The following is a 15,837-nucleotide window of genomic DNA, read 5'->3' as shown; positions in this document are numbered from 1 at the left end:
CTTTTGACAGTGTGGCAGAGTCTGGAGTCCAGCGAGCCTGTGAGCATGGACTACTGGAGGTTTCCTACTGTCGATGCTCCTACACCGCTCGACGCCAGCGGAACTATTCTGGATCCCAGCCTGCGCTGGGATGACGGCCCGGGGCAGTTATTCACCCCGTCACCACGTCACCACGTCACCCCGTCACCACTTTCACCCCTTTCACTCCCCAAGCACGATTTTCCTTGACAGCTGAGGCTAATTTCATTTATGATTCGGGCAGACTGACAACACAGGAGTAATCATGAAATTACCGAAAGAACTAACCGACTCCATCCTGCAAGGAGTGGTGGAAAAAGTGATGGACGAAATAACCCCCGGGGACGACACCCCGGACGATGACGACGGTATCCTGGGCGTGGTGAAAAGAGGCATCTCGCCCGATCAGGACAAAGATTCAGGCGTGATGAACGTGATGATGAGCGCCCTGTCCGGCTCCGGCGGCGGTGGCTTGGCAGACATCCTGGGCGGCCTGCTTGGCGGAGGGCAACAGGAGCCTGAACCGCAGCCAGCTTCGCAGCAACAGCAAAGTTCCGGTGGCGGCCTGATGGACATTCTGGGCGGCCTGCTTGGTGGCGGGCAACAAGAGCCTGAACCGCAGCCAGCGCCACACCAACAGCAAAGCTCCGGCGGCGGCCTGATGGACATTCTGGGCGGCCTGCTCGGCGGCGGGCAACAAGAGCCTGAACCGCAGCCAGCTTCGCAGCAACAGCAAAGTTCCGGTGGCGGCCTGATGGACATTCTGGGCGGCCTGCTCGGCGGCGGGCAAAAGGAGTCTGAACCGCAGCCAGCGCCACAGCAAAAGCAAAGCTCCGGCGGTGGCTTGATGGACATTTTGGGTGCGCTGTTGGGCGGCGGCGCGCAGACCCAGCGCGCGGCGGCAGCCAAGGACAACGGACTGCTGGGCACCATCACCGACGCCATCGGCGGCGAAGGTGTGGTGGGTGACCTGCTGGAATCCGTACTCCGCGGCAAGAACATCACAGCCAGCAATCTGGCGGAAAACCCCAGCCTCATGGACAAGGTGAAAGACATCGTGGTCGAACTGCTCAAGGACTTTGTGGTCGACAAGGTGAAAGCCAGCCTGATGAGCAACAGGGCCCAGGGCCAGGGCCTGAACCTGAACAAGATTATCGACCTGCTCACCCCGGACAACTGATCCAGGCTGGGTTCGTCCACAAATTACACAAATTCAAGAATTTTGTTCTCTTCCAGGTTCCATTTCGTCCGCATATTAAACAAATTCAAGAATTTTGTTCCCTTCCGCGTTCCATATCAGCCCACAAATCACACGAATCGGCACAAATTGGTTTGGGATCACCGCAGGGACAGTCCGTTTTTTGATTGACATTTTGGCGAGATATGGATTTATGGCGTATCTGAGTGGAGAAATATGATAATCAGCACGAAATACCTGATCAAGGATTACAGCCTGGGCAAGGTGAAGGTCCGCGCCCTGAACGGCGTGAACATGAGCATCGAGGAGGGTGAGTTTGTGGCCATCATGGGTCCCTCGGGTTCCGGAAAAAGCACCCTGATGCACATCATCGGCTGTCTGGATTCGCCCACTGGCGGCGAGTACCAGCTGGACGGCGTGCTGGTGAGCGAGCTGGACAAAAACGAGCTGGCGCTGATCCGCAACCGCAAGATCGGCTTCGTGTTCCAATCCTTCAATCTGCTGCCGTACCTGAACATCCTCAAGAACGTGGAACTGCCGCTGATGTATGGCGGCATTGACCCCAAAACGCGCAACCTCAAGGCGCGTGAAATTTTGGCCAGCGTGGGGTTGAGCGACCGCCTGAAACACAAGCCCGCCGAGCTTTCCGGGGGCCAGAGGCAGCGCGTGGCCATCGCCCGCGCCATCGCGAACGACCCCGCCATCCTGCTGGCGGACGAGCCCACCGGCAATCTCGATTCCCAGGCCGGAGGCGACATTCTGGAAATTTTCAGCAACCTGCACGCGCAGGGCAACACCGTGATCATCGTAACCCACGACAAAGCCGTGGCGGACCGCGCCAACAGAGTTATCCGCATCATGGACGGAAAGATCGAAGATGGCGATCTCGCTGGCTGAATCCCTCTCGCTCGGCCTGGCCGACATCCTCACCCGCAAGGTGCGCAGCATCGTGACCATCATCGGCATCATCCTGGGCGTGATGAGCATCATGGTGGTGCTGGCCATAGTGAACGGGATGAACAAATCCACCCTGGACTGGATGGGCCAGCGCGGGGGCCTGAACAAGGTGGAGGTGCGGCAAAACTGGGCTTGGGACCTCAGCCGGGGCGGCGAGCCGAATTTCAGCCTGCGCGAGATCAACCAGATCCGCGGGCTGCTGCCGCCGGTGGAGGCCTTCAACCCCCAAACCCAGCTGCAGCCGCAGGAAATGCTTGTGGGCGAACTGGGTTTCGTGGTGAGCCTGCTGGGCGTGTTTCCGGACATGGAAAAGGTGGAGGACTGGCAGGTGGCCAAAGGCCGCTTCATCAACACTTTGGACATCGACAACCACAACAACGTGGTGGTGCTGGGCAGCACCACCGCCCAGGAGCTTTTCGCCTCGCGCGATCCGCTGGGCCAGTATGTGGGCTTTGGCGGCCAGAAACTGCTGGTGGTGGGGGTGATGGAAAAAAAATACATGGCCGCGCAGGGCGGCGGCAGCGCCTTCACGGACAACGCGCTGGAATACATGAACCAGCGGGCTTTCGTGCCGCTTTCCACGCTGCTCAGCAAGATCGACCCCAGCCAGAAGGTGAACAGCCTCAGCCTGCAGGCCGCCAGCCCCGAAGCGGCCAAAGAACTGCGCAAACAGGTGGAGGGCGTGGTGCTGAACATCAAGCAGGGCAAGAAAGTGTTTGAGGTGAGCGCGGCGCAGGAGCAGATGGAGCAGATGAAACAGAGCTCGATGATCTTTTCCGCCGTGTTCGTGCTCATTGCCGTGATCTCGCTGCTGGTGGGGGGCATCGTGATCATGAACATCATGCTGGCCTCGGTGAAGGAGCGCACGCGCGAGATCGGGGTGCGCATCGCGGTGGGGGCCAGGCGCCGGGACATTTTCACGCAGTTTTTGGTGCAAACCATCCTGATCACCGCCCTGGGCGGGGTGCTGGGCATCATTCTGGGCTTTTCGGTGCTGCGGGCCGTGGGCTCGTATCTGGACCTGCAGGTGGTGGCCTCGTTGCAAATGATCTGGGTGGCGCTGCTGGTCTCGGTCGGGGTGGGCCTGGTTTTTGGCCTCAGCCCGGCGATGCGGGCCAGCAATCTGGACCCGGTGGAAGCCTTGAGGGAGGAATGAAGATGCGGGACAAAGCCAAAACAGGTTTTTTTGCCAATCTCTGGGCGCTGGTCAGCACTTCCAGCAAAGCCGCGATGATGGACCTGAAAAAGTTCTGGAGCTATCTGAGCGAACCGGCCAGGCGCCGGCAGGTGCTGGCGGAGTTCTGGGATTTTCTGCTGCGCTGGTTTCGCCTGATCGGCCGGGAACGCGTGATGCGCGAGGCGGGATCGCTCACCTACATCACCATTCTGGGCTTCGTGCCCTTCGTGGTGTTCCTGCTGCTGATCGTGCCGGATTTGCCCTTTTTGAACCTGCGGGAAAGGGTGTTCGAACTGATCTCGAACAACCTGATGCCCACCTCGGCGCTGGCCGTGAACAACGTGATCGAGGGCATGCTGGAAGGCCGGGCCGGCTTCAACGTGATCAACTTCATCGTGATGATCATCTCCTCTTACTCGCTGTTCCGCACCATCCGCGATTCCTTCGACCGCATCCTGAAGATGGAGTATCACACCAAACAGGACCTGGTCAGCCAGGTCATCAAGTTTCTGGGCACCATCATCCTGGGCGTGTTCATCCTGGTGGTGCTGATCTCCAGTTCCTCGCTGCCGCTGATCTCGCGGCTGCTGAAACTGCCGCTGCTGCGCTGGCTCACCTATCTGGTGCCGTTCGTGCTGCAGTTTCTGCTGCTGGTGTTTCTCTACACGCTGATGCCCTCGATCAAGGTGCAGCGGATGTCGCTGGTGCGGGGGGCGTTTTGGACCGCGCTGATCTGGATGCTGGTGAAAAGCGGGTTTGACACCTATATCCTGCGCATGACCAGCTACCAGAAATTTTACGGCACCCTCTCCGCCCTGCCCATCTTCCTGCTCTGGATCTACGTGAACTGGCTGATCGTGCTAAGCGGGATCGTGATGGTGGCGGTGTTTGAGAACAAAAAACGCGGCGACCCGCCCCCCAGCGGTTCCGGCGAGATGATGCGCCTCACTTTGGAGGTTTACGGCCAAGGAAAAATGCGGCGCAATCTGGACAAATTCATCAGCCGGGACGAGCTGAAGGAGATCCTGGACGCTCCGGACGAAGAGGAGGAAGGGTGAAAAAACAAGCCCTGATCTCGGTTTCGGATAAAACCGGAGTGGCAGCCCTGGCGCGGGCTCTGGCGGAGCTAGGCTACAGCATCATCTCCAGTTCCGGCACGGCCGGATATCTGCGGGAGCAAGGTTTGGAAGTAAGCGAAGTGGAAGCCGTGACGGGATTTCCGGAGATCCTGGGTGGCCGCGTGAAAACCCTGCATCCCCACATCCACGCGGGCATTTTGGCCGACCGCTCCAACCCGGAGCACCTGGAAACCCTGGCCCGGCTTGGCATCGGACGCATCGACCTGGTGGCCGTGAACCTCTATCCCTTTCGCGCCACCCTGGCCAGAGCGGGTGCCACAAGGCAGGAGCTGATCGAAAACATCGATATCGGCGGTCCCTCACTGCTGCGGGCGGCGGCCAAGAACCACGCCGGAGTGGTGGTGCTCTGTGACCCAGAAGATTACGCCAGCGTCTTGCGGCAGCTTCAGAACAGCGGGGAACTGCCGCTGGAAAGCCGGATCCGTCTGGCGCGCAAGGCCTTCGCGCACGTGGCGGCTTACGATGCCGCCATTGCCGGTTGGCTGGGCGGCCAGGAAGATGTTGATTCGGAGCCGGAACTGCCTGATCAACTGGAAGTTAGCCTGCCCCGCGTGAGCACTTTGCGCTACGGCGAAAACCCGCATCAGCGCGCGGCGCTGTACGCCGCAGGCCAGGGCGGGCTGAGCCTGCTGCACGGGCTGGAACTTTCTTTCAACAACCAACTGGACATCGACGCCACGCTGCGGGCCTTGCGGCTGTTCGCGGCGCCCACCGCGGTGATCACCAAGCACTGCAATCCCTGCGGCATCGGCTGCGCGGAGCGGCTTCAGGACGCATACCAAAAGGCGTTGGCGGCGGACACCGAATCCCCCTTTGGCGGGATAGTTGGCCTCAACCGCCCTCTGGATCTGGAAACCGCCCGGCAGATCAACCAGATCTTCACCGAGATCATCATCGCCCCGGATTATGAGGACGGAGTGCTGGATTTTTTGCGCAAAAAGAAGAACCGGCGCCTGATCCGCTGGGAGGCCCAGGTTTTGGAACCCGGGCAATATCCCTGGGAACTGAAACAACTGTTGCAAGGCTGGCTGCTGCAAGAGCGGGACCTCGTGAATGAAGATCCCGCCACCTGGCGCGTGGTGACCAGACGGGAACCCGCAGCCGCAGAGCTTAGGGCGCTGCAATTTGCCTGGAAAGTGGCCGCGCTGCTGCGTTCCAACGCCATCGCCCTCACCGGCGCGGACCGCGTGTTCGGCCTCGGCGCGGGCCAGACCAGCCGCATCGACGCGCTGCAGCTGGCGGTGATGAAGGCGCGCAAGTTCGGCCACAGCCTTGGCGGCGCCGTGTGCGCCTCCGACGGCTTTTTCCCCTTCCGCGATTCCATCGACGCCCTGTGCGCCGCGGGCATCCGCGCCATCATCCAGCCGGGCGGTTCCAAAGGCGACGCGGAAGTGATCGCGGCTTGCGACGAACTTGGCCTGGCCATGGTTTTCACGGGTTGCCGCCACTTTCGGCACTGATATTTGATTTGACAGATTATGAGGCTTTAAAAAGATGACGTTCCACACGCGCGGAGATGTGTCCGAGCTGGCTGAAGGAGCACGATTGGAAATCGTGTATATGTGCAAAACGCGTATCCTGGGTTCGAATCCCAGCATCTCCGCCACTCACTTTTACAATCACCCCCTTTCGCACACGATTTTAAACAAGGAGTTTTTCCCATGAAAACAAGCACTGGCATTTTGCTCGGTTGCGGACTTGTGCTGCTCATCCTGATCGGCGCTTTCGCGGCGGGCTACTTCATCGGGCGGCCTTTCATGTCCGCCACGGCAACTTCCGCCATATCCGGCGGCACCTGGCTGGTTTTGGACCCCTCCGGCAGCGTGCCGGACTACACCGAGGTGCTCGGTTCAGAATTCTGGGGCTTCGGCCCCCTGAGCGCTGAGGACATCAGCAGCCGGATCCGCAAAGCGGCCAAGGACGGCAAGGTGAAGGGCATCATCATTAAACCCGCGGGCGTGGCGATCAACTATCCAAACCTGAACGAGATCGGCGCCGCGCTGGCGGAATTCAAGCAGAGCGGAAAACCCGTGATCGCCCACGCGGAAATGCTGGGCCAGAGCGACTATCTGCTCTGCGCGCTGGCGGACAAGATCTACATGGACCCCTCCGCCTCCGGCGGCCTGCTGCTGCAGGGCGTATCCAGCAACATCCTCTTTTACAGCGAAGCCCTCAAAAAACTGGGGATTAAGATGCACGTGATGCAATCCGGTGACTACAAGGGCGCCGGCGAACCCTACACCCAAACCTCCCTCAGCCCCGGCACGGAAGCAAATCTCCGCCGCGCGCTGGAAAGCCGCTACGCACTGCTGCGGGGTGACATCAGCCGCACGCGGGGGCTGGATTCCACCCTGGTGCGGGACATCTACGAAAACCGCGAGGACCTCTTCATCAGCGGGAAAGAAGCCAAAACCTACGGCCTCGTCGATGCCGCCCTCACCTGGGACGAAATGCTTGCCCAGTACAAGATCGGGGATGATGACCGGGTTTCTTTTTCGGATTACGCCTCCCCTGCCGACGCAGCGGTTTCCGGCAACCGGATCGCAGTGGTGAACCTTAGCGGAAACATCGCCGCCACAGAAGGTTACAGCGCCGAAGGAATGATCAGCGCGCACAAAGTGGACCGCATCCTTGACGACATCGAGGACGACAGCTCGGTCAAGGCCGTGGTGTTGCGCGTGAACAGCCCCGGCGGCTCAGCCCTGGAATCCGAGCTGATCTATCAGAGGGTGAAAGCGTTGAAGATACCGGTGGTGATCTCCATGGGCGGGATCGCCGCTTCCGGAGGATATTACATATCTTGCGGCGGGGATTACATTTATGCCGATCCGCACACCATCACCGGCTCCATCGGCGTGATCATGGCCCTGCCGGAAGCAGTGGAACTGGGCAACAAACTCGGCATCGACAGCCAGACCCTCAGCTACGGCAAATACGCCGGCTTCGGCAGCGTGTTCGAGCCTTATGGGGAAGAGCTGCTGGCCTCGCTGAAACGTGAGTCCGTGGGCGTTTACACGGAGTTTCGCCAGCGCGTGATGGAAAGCCGCAAGATCTCACCGGAGGCCATCGACGCCGTTTCAGAAGGCCGGGTCTTCATCGCCGCGGATGCTCTGGACAACAAGCTCATCGACGCCATCGGCGGCCTCGGGGAAGCGGTGAAGAAAGCTGCCGCCCTGGCCAATGTAAGCGATTACAAAGTAAGCAATTATCCCCAGCGGATCAGCGTTTGGGAGCTGTTCCGCGACCGCGGCCTGTTCCGCAGCGCGGCCTCCCTGCTCAAATACCGCGAAGCCAGCCTGGAAGAACGTTTGCTGGCCACATTGCGCGACACCCTGAAACCCCGCCAGTGGCTTTATTTCTGCCCGCTGGAACTGAATTAGGGCGCCGCCGGACCCGACCCACAGGAAGTTTAACCATGAGAAAAGATAAATTCAATACCGAGATAATAGTGAACGTGCACCCCCTGGAAAAACGGGTGGCCGTGCTCGAGGACAACAAACTGGTGGAGCTCTTCGTTGAGCGCAAGGACAAGCAAAACATCGTTGGCAACATCTACAAGGGCTTCGTGAAAGACGTGCTGCCCGGGATGGGCGCCGCCTTCATCGAGATCGGGCTGGAACGCACCGCCTTTCTGCACTATTCCGACATTGTGCTCGATTTCCTGGACATCTTTGAAAACGAAAAACAGCGCCCCAGATTCAATCCCAAGGATTCCTCCCAGATCGGCAACCTGCTCAAATCCGGCCAGGAGATCGTGGTGCAGGTGCACAAAGGGCCGATCGGCAGCAAAGGCGCTCGCCTCACCGGCCAGATCTCCATTCCGGGCAAATACTTGGTGCTCTTCCCCAACAAACACAAGATCGCCATCTCCCGCAAGATCTACGGCCAAAACGAACGCAACCGCATCCGCAACCTGCTCACTTCCTTCAAGGACCCGGATCATGGACTGATCGTGCGCACCGAGGCCGAGGGCTGCGACGAGGACGATCTGCGCAACGAATACAACGCCCTGGTGAAAACCTGGAAGCTCACCGACAAACAGATCAAGCACCTCAAAGGCCCCGTCTGCGTCTTCGAGGAAAACGCCCTGGAAAATTACCTCATCCGCGACCTTTTCGGCGATAACGTGGACCGCCTGGTGATCGACGACAAAGCCTTCGCCAAGAGCATCATCCGCCATCTGGAGGACTTTTCACCGGACCTCATCCCCGCCGTGGAGATCTACAAAGAGGATTCGCCCATCTTCGACGCCTGGGGCATCGAAAAAAAGATCGACACCATCTTCCACTCCCGCATCTATCTGCCTAGCGGCGGCAACATCAAGATCGAACAAACCGAGGCCCTGGTGGCCATCGACATCAACACCGGCAGCTTCACCGGCAAAACCCATTATGAGGAAACGATCAAGAAAACCAACGTTGAGGCCGCGGCCGAGGCGGCCCGCCAGATCAGGCTGCGCGACCTCTCCGGGGTGATCATCATCGATTTCATCGACATGGTGAACGAACAAAACAAACAGGAAGTTCTGGAAACCCTGCGCAAAGGGCTCAAGCGCGACCGCGCCAAAAACAAGGTCTATAACTTCACCGAACTCGGCCTGGTGGAGGTAACCCGCAAGCGCATGCGCTCCACCCTCATCGCCAAATTCTCCGACGCCTGCCCCACCTGCAACGGCAGCGGCCGCGTGGTTTCCAAGGATACCATGCTGATGCGCATCCACCGCTGGCTGAGCCGCTCGGACTACTTCATCCGCAACAAGAAACTCCGCATAGTGGTCCACCCGGAACTACTGGAACACATCAAAAACAACAGCGGCTATTTCAGCGCCTACAAGGACCAGGTGGAAACCCAGGCCGATCCGGACATGCGCATCGACCAGTTCAAGGTTTTCAGACTGCCCGGCCTGGAGGATATCACTTCCAAGTTCAGTTAAGCTGATCCGGGTGGACCAACCCCCGGCCACGATAAGCATTCCGCGTTCCGCCATCTGGCTGGGACGCGGTTTTTTGAGCTTGGGCGGAAGCTGGCCCCGATTCGGTTTTCCCCATTTCGCCCCCAGTATCAATACGGGATAAATACGGGATCAATACGGATGAAATCCGTATTGATCCCGTATTTATCCCGTAATGATCACAGGAGCCGATAAGGAAATATTCTAGTTGACACATTTGCCCAGATCTCACCAGAGTATTTTAAGGTAAATGACAAACCTTGGGAAGGAACAATGAGATTATTTATTGTCATGGTGGCTGTTATTATGTTTCTTACATTGCAGTTAAGCGCCATAGATCACCTGGACCTGATGAACACCCTGTACGGGGAATTCAATGGCTCCTGGTTTGGAGAACGGGTAGTCTCAATGGATTACAATGGCGATGGCTACGATGATGTGATTGTTTCTGCCCCCTACTGGAATCCCAACGGAGTGTACAACAGCATGCAATGTTGGGGGAAAATCTATTTCTATTGGGGCGGCCCGAATATGGACAATGTCCCGGATTTCGTGATGGAGGGAACGCAGAATTGGGAACTATATCCGGCTGGTCCTTATAATGGAGGCGATATCAATGGCGATGGGATTGACGATCTGGTAACCACCCTGCCTGTAGATCCTGCTTGTGTGATCGCAGTCTATTACGGAACGGCCAATCCCACCGGGATACCTGATTTGACTATCACCATTCCATATGAAGTAAGTGATTATATAGTGTCATGGCCGCTTGGCGACATCAATGGAGACGGTAAGGATGATTTGGTGATACACTGCCCGCTTTGGGGTTACCCTTATATCCATAGATTAATAATCTGGACCGGTAACGATGCCCCATTTGTAACCCTTGCGGAAACGACTAATGGTTCAGTATCAAGGTCGGCAATTGGGCTTGGTGATGTAAATGGTGACGACGTGGATGATTACCTTCTCCAGTATGGTATTCCCGGAGGAACAAACATGAACAGCAGGATAGTCTTGTATTATGGAAGCACGAATTTTCCACAAGTAGATAGCCTGGTGATATCGGAAAACACTAATATTATAACCGCAAGAAGTGCAAGTCCATTAGGCGACTTGAACAACGATGGATTTGCGGATTTTGAGTCGTATGTGGGTAAAGTGTGGTTTGGGGGAACAGATCTGACGCCGGTCAATGATCTGGAATTGATTTATAATAACCCACCCTACCATGAATGGTTCAACCCAGACCGTAATGTTAGTAATCCATTTATTTACGGTGATCTGAACGGAGACGGTTATGACGACGTGATCGGATCGACGTATCAAATCAATTACTATCAGGGAGAGGTTGGCATCTGGGTGGGCGGACCCAACATGGATGGGTTAATTGACTTGTACCAGTACCCGCCAAGTGACTACGGCACCAGGCAGTATGGGTATGCCAAAGCAGCGGGAGACTTTAACGGAGATGGACTGTGTGACCTGGCGGTTTCAGCTCCTATGTTCTATTCGGCTCCACAAATTGCCACCGGAAGAGTGTTTATCTATTCTGGCAATGCGGCATTATCAGACACGGTGGTCGCAATTGATGATCCAGTTGAAGCCGAACCAGGCTGGGAGCTGAATGTTTATCCCAACCCTCTGCGTGCTACGGATAATATCAATGTAACTTTAACTGGGCCAGGCAATAAGAAATACCTGCCGAGTGGCTTGGAATTGTATAATATAAGAGGAGAAAAGGTCAGCAGCGTCGGACATATCGGGGAAGTGCTAAACGGGACAACCCTCACTATGCCTGTCCCCAATGTAGCCAATGGTTTATACATTCTAAGGGTTGTATATAACAGTAGTTCTGCCACAACCAAGAAAATCTGTATTCTAAGATAGGAGGAACAAGGAAAAACCCCTCAATAAAGACTTTCGTAGGATTCATAGACGCTGATCGGAGTCAGTGTTTAACCCTGATTTGCCCCCTGGCACTTCAGTTATGGCTCTACGAAATGAGATAAACATTGTAACAACCCTTACACCAAAACCTCCAAAACGTCCAAATAGTACCATGACACAGCCTGAACCCAGTCCTATCCATCTCACAATTCTATGAACAGTTACGTGTACTTAGACAGTGGAAACCCATTTGCATGTTTGGGTGTCACTTTATACCCGGAGCGCTGATGAGGCCTGGTTCCGGGCGATAATCGCTTAGTTGATGATCGCTATTTTGCCGCGGGCGGTCTTACCGTCCATTTCCACCACATAGAAATACACGCCGGAGGCCACTTTGAGGCCGTTGTTGTTTTTCAGGTCCCAGCTCCAGTCAACGTTGTTGACCACAGGATCGAAGGGTCCGATGGCGGCTGTGCGGACCAGGCTGCCGGCGCTGTCGTAGATGCGCAGGTTGCCGGTTTTTCCGGAAGGGAAATTGATGAGGCTGCACTGTTTGGAATCCGCGCGCACGGGGTTGGGATAGACCACCAGGTGTTTGAGGTCGTGGTTGTTCACCAGATAGAAGCGGGCGACGTTGTTTTGGGGCGAGATCAGGTTTCCGGACAGGTCGCGGAGATTATGGACGGTGATCGTGTAAGCTGAAGAGCCGTAGCGGACCTTGTGGGCAAGGTGGATAAGCACCGCGTTTTCCTCGTGGACAACCCTAACGATCGCGTTGTCGGGATCGTTGGAATGGTTGTGGAGGATGTAGTGGTCGATGAGTTCCGGGTTGGGGTTTTGCGCTGCGATGGCTTCGCTGAGGCTGATCCGCACGGTCTGCTGGTCTGCCAGCACCAAAGCTTCCACCACGCCGGGGGCCACGGTGTCCTGCTGCCAGTTGAAGGTGTACTCCACCTGGTCCAGCGGGATGTTCTGCGCGCTGATGATGTTGCTGAGGGTGAGGGTGAAACTCTCATCGATGGCTGGGAACTGGCGGTTGAAGAAAAGCTGGGCGCCGTAATGGGCCGCGGTGCTGTTCACAGAGGAAGGCCGGCCCATGCCGTGGCTGACGTGGTAGAGATTGGGATTCAGGATCTGGCCGGACATGGGCTGGTCGAAGCTGATCAGCAGGGTGTTTGAGCCGGTCATGGTGACGCTGCTCACCTGGGGCGCGTCGTAGGGAACAACGTCCTGCCAGACCGTGGGGACGCTCTCCATGGGCGCGTAAGCCGGGTCACAGGCAGTGACGGCGTAGGTGTAGGTGGCCCCGGCCTCCACCTGCAGGTCCATGTAAAAATCAGCCGTAACATCGTCCAGAACAACTGTTTGGCCATCCTCATCCCGCCGGTAAAGGCGGTAGAACTGCGCCCCGTTGTCGATCCAGGAGAGATGGACCGTGTTGCCGTCCAGCGCCCGGGCCTGGAAATTGGCCGGAGTGGACGGGCCGGTGAAGGGGTCTTCGGAGGTCCATTCCACAAAGATCACGGAATCCGGCTCCACCTCGTAGTTGGTGAGGAAATAAGAGCGGTTGTTGGCGTCCTTGTAAGCCATGAGGGCATAGTTGCGGAAGCTCTGGCCGTAAAACTGGGGCTTGAATTCGCCGTCCACATACTTGACGGTGTAGAGGTTGGGGGCGATGGCAAGGATGAGCTCGTCCTTGCCGTCGTTGTCCAGATCATGGGCCAGAACGGCGTTTTGAGAGGTGACTTCATTGAACATGATGGAGCCCATGCTGGTGTAGTTGTTGTTGGAAACGTTCCTGAAACCTTCAAAGTACCAGAAGTTCTGGTTGGGGTCCAGGTTGTCCTTGTAATATCCGCCGATGAAGAAATCCTGGCGGCCGTTGCCGTCGAAATCGCCGCTGGCGATGCTGTAGGTGTTGCCGATCGGCATCCTGTGGCTCCAGGCCAGTTCGTGCAAATTGTCGTTGCGGATCTCATAGATCATCACGTCGCCGTCAGTATCGGCGGTGAGGATGTCAAGATAGTTGTCATTGTCAAAGTTCTTTACAGTGATGGTGGGGACGAAGGTGTTGTAGAAGTCCGTTTCGGAGTCGTTGTCGAGCTGGTTTTTGGCCTCGAAGGTGTTCCCGGAGCGTTTATAGGCCTGAATGACGCGTTTGGTGGGCAGGATCTTCACCAGCAGGAGGTCGCCGATGCCGTCGCGGGAATAATCCGCGATCACGCCTCCGGTGATGGAGGTGTCCTCCCAGAGCGGCAGGTTCGGATAGGTGCTGGTGAGCTGGCTTTCCATCAGCACCGCTGTTTCGCCTTTGAGCATCAGGATCTCCTGGCCCAGGTCGTTGGTGTTGCCCGCGCCCAGCAGCCAGAAGGAATCGTTGAAGGAGTGCTTGAGCACATGCCCGCCGGCCTGGGGCTGATAGACAAAGACCCCGCCGTATCCAGTTTTGGGCAGGTCCATGGCAATGTATTCCTTGTAACCGTCTGCGTCATAATCGTAGGTGAAGTTCAGCGGCACGCGGGGTTCGCCGACCTGCTGCCAGCTGTAACCGTAGCTGGGCACCACTTCGTAGCTGATGTCCAGAAAATCGGGCATGACGGGGGAGAGGTAATCCGCGTTGCTGATGTTGCTGGCCCTGATCTGAATGCTGATGGGGCCCTGCGGGAGCTGGGGCGGGATCGCCCAAACGTGCGTGCTGTCCATCAGGGCGCCGTAGATGCTGTACTGCGTACCCGCGGAATCGGTGAGCATAAGCTCGGTGCGCACAAACTCGTTGAACACCGCCGAAACGTAGTAGCGCAGGTTTTGTCCGTCGTAGCGGCTGAAGCCCATCACGGACTCGTCCCTCAGGATGGGGGCGGTGCGGTCGTAGATGAAGGTGCGGAAGTAGTTGAATTTCTTGCCCGCGGTGCTTTCATACTGCACCCTTACAGTGTATTGGTCCTCGGCAAAGGCTTCGGGGATGTGGAAATGGGCCAAAACGCCGTTCTGAACTTGCTGGAGATAGTGAGAGGGATAGTTCTGGTGGGTCTGCACATCATACCAGTCCAGAATGGTGGGCACCTTGGCGTTGGTGTACATCACGCTGTAGCGAAAGAAATCGCTTCCGGCCACAGTTCCCGTGATGTCCACACTGCCCGTGATGCCGGAGTGGTCCAGCGGCTGGTCGATGTAAACCAGAGGCGGCTGGGTGTTTTCAAGCAGTTTTTTGGTGTTGAGCAGCCCGTGGCCGTAGTAGAGGTCAAAACCGGGGGTGCCGAGGTCATCGGTGGAGGTGAGCAGCCGGGCGCGCACTTCGTCCGGAGAGAGGTTGGGATGCAAAGACAGCAACAGAGCCGCGGCTCCGGCCACATACGGCGAAGACATCGAGGTTCCGCTTTGCAGGAAGTATTCTTCTCCCAAGTCTGTTTTGTATGTGCTGAGCACCATTTCGCCCGGGGCCACCAGATCGAGGTCCGGGCCGTAGCTGGAGAATCCGGCGATGTTGCGGTTGCGGTTGATAGCGCCCACAGAGATCACGTTGGACAGCTTGGCGGGATAGCTGAGCACGGGCCCGGGATCGTTGCCGGCTGAGGCCACGATGGTCACGCCCTTGAAATGGGCGTAGTTGCAGGCGTCGCTGATGATGGGAGAGTAGTTTGGGTCGCCCCAGCTGAGGTTGAGCACGTGGCAGCCATTGTCGGCGGCGTAGATGATGGCGGCGGCGGCGTCGTCATCCTGCAGGTAGCCCTGGCCGGCGGTGGTGCGAAATCCCGCCCGGATGGGCATGATCTTCACGTTCCAGCATACACCGCTCACGCCGATGCCGTTGTTGCCCACCGCACCCACGATCCCGGAGACGTGGGTGCCGTGAAAGTTTTCGTCCTCCACATCGTTGTCCTGGTCAAGGTAATCGCCCACTGCGGTATCCGAAAGTTCCGGCGCGTCCGAGAAATCCCAGCCGCACCAGTCGTCTATGTAGCCGTTGCCGTCATCGTCGATGCCGTTGTCGTGCAGCCCCAGCGCGGGGTCTTCGCCGGCATTGATGTAAATGTTGGCGCTCAGGTCCGGATGGTTGATGAGGCAGCCGGAGTCGATGATCCCCACCACCACCTGGGAGCTGCCGGTGGAATAATTCCAGGCCTGGGGATTGGCCACCACGGTGTGGAATTGTTCCGGATAGAGGGGGTCGTTGGGTTCGATGTGGAAGCTGGACAGGTAGTTTGGCTGGATGTATTCGATGCCGGGAAAGCTCGGCATTTCGCCGCGCAGGGCTTGCCAGTCCGGTTCAAGGGCCAGATCGACCAGAAAATACCCGGGCTGGTGCATGCCCGTGATCGGGGCCAGGCTCAGGGCGCCGTGAGTGTCCAGCCAGGCGTCGAACTCAGCTAGCCCGGTGCGGTTGGATTTGGGGTCCAGGGGCTGGCTGGTTTTCACGATCAGCTGGCCCGGAGTTAGATTCAAGGCCGGCAGCAGCGTGGTGATCAGCAGCAGCGCCAGCAAGGGGAAAATATGTTTGGAGCTCATG

General features: G+C 57.5%; 9 protein-coding genes and 1 tRNA gene. 9 read left to right on the top strand and 1 reads right to left on the bottom strand.

What is annotated here, in order from left to right:
• Positions 1-283: 283 nt before the first annotated feature.
• The 9 genes from LHW45_00850 to LHW45_00810 all read left to right on the top strand — a co-directional run bounded on the left by LHW45_00850 (position 284) and on the right by LHW45_00810 (position 11,330).
• Positions 284-1,198, top strand: a complete 915-nt coding sequence (locus LHW45_00850) for a hypothetical protein (protein ID MCB5284133.1) — start codon at positions 284-286, stop codon at positions 1,196-1,198.
• A gap of 234 nt (positions 1,199-1,432) precedes the next feature.
• Positions 1,433-2,113, top strand: coding sequence for an ABC transporter ATP-binding protein (locus LHW45_00845; protein MCB5284132.1), 681 nt, complete (start codon positions 1,433-1,435; stop codon positions 2,111-2,113).
• Entirely contained in the window at positions 2,094-3,329 is a 1,236-nt protein-coding gene (locus LHW45_00840; protein MCB5284131.1) for an ABC transporter permease, read from the top strand. The genes LHW45_00845 and LHW45_00840 overlap by 20 nt, the downstream gene beginning before the upstream one ends.
• A 2-nt stretch (positions 3,330-3,331) precedes the next feature.
• Complete coding sequence (locus LHW45_00835; GenBank protein MCB5284130.1) at positions 3,332-4,408, top strand: YihY/virulence factor BrkB family protein; 1,077 nt, start codon at positions 3,332-3,334, stop codon at positions 4,406-4,408.
• Positions 4,405-5,949 (top strand): bifunctional phosphoribosylaminoimidazolecarboxamide formyltransferase/IMP cyclohydrolase, encoded by a 1,545-nt coding sequence (gene purH / locus LHW45_00830; protein MCB5284129.1) that lies wholly within the window; start codon positions 4,405-4,407, stop codon positions 5,947-5,949. Before LHW45_00835 ends, purH begins: the two co-directional genes overlap by 4 nt.
• A 52-nt stretch (positions 5,950-6,001) precedes the next feature.
• Positions 6,002-6,095: transfer RNA gene (locus LHW45_00825), tRNA-Ser, on the top strand.
• A 55-nt stretch (positions 6,096-6,150) separates the two neighbouring features.
• Positions 6,151-7,869, top strand: coding sequence for a signal peptide peptidase SppA (gene sppA / locus LHW45_00820; GenBank protein MCB5284128.1), 1,719 nt, complete (start codon positions 6,151-6,153; stop codon positions 7,867-7,869).
• Positions 7,870-7,904: 35 nt separating this feature from the next.
• Positions 7,905-9,422, top strand: coding sequence for an Rne/Rng family ribonuclease (locus tag LHW45_00815; GenBank protein ID MCB5284127.1), 1,518 nt, complete (start codon positions 7,905-7,907; stop codon positions 9,420-9,422).
• A 291-nt stretch (positions 9,423-9,713) separates the two neighbouring features.
• Positions 9,714-11,330, top strand: coding sequence for a T9SS type A sorting domain-containing protein (locus LHW45_00810; GenBank protein MCB5284126.1), 1,617 nt, complete (start codon positions 9,714-9,716; stop codon positions 11,328-11,330).
• Positions 11,331-11,645: 315 nt separating this feature from the next.
• Here the strand turns inward: LHW45_00810 and LHW45_00805 are convergent, their stop codons facing one another.
• Positions 11,646-15,836, bottom strand: a complete 4,191-nt coding sequence (locus LHW45_00805) for a S8 family serine peptidase (protein MCB5284125.1) — start codon at positions 15,834-15,836, stop codon at positions 11,646-11,648.
• Position 15,837 lies beyond the last annotated feature (1 nt).

Source organism: Candidatus Cloacimonadota bacterium, from assembly GCA_020532085.1.
Lineage (GTDB): Bacteria > Cloacimonadota > Cloacimonadia > Cloacimonadales > Cloacimonadaceae > Syntrophosphaera.
The sequence above is the reverse complement of the archived record's forward strand: the minus strand, read 5'-3'. Positions and strand labels throughout refer to the sequence as shown.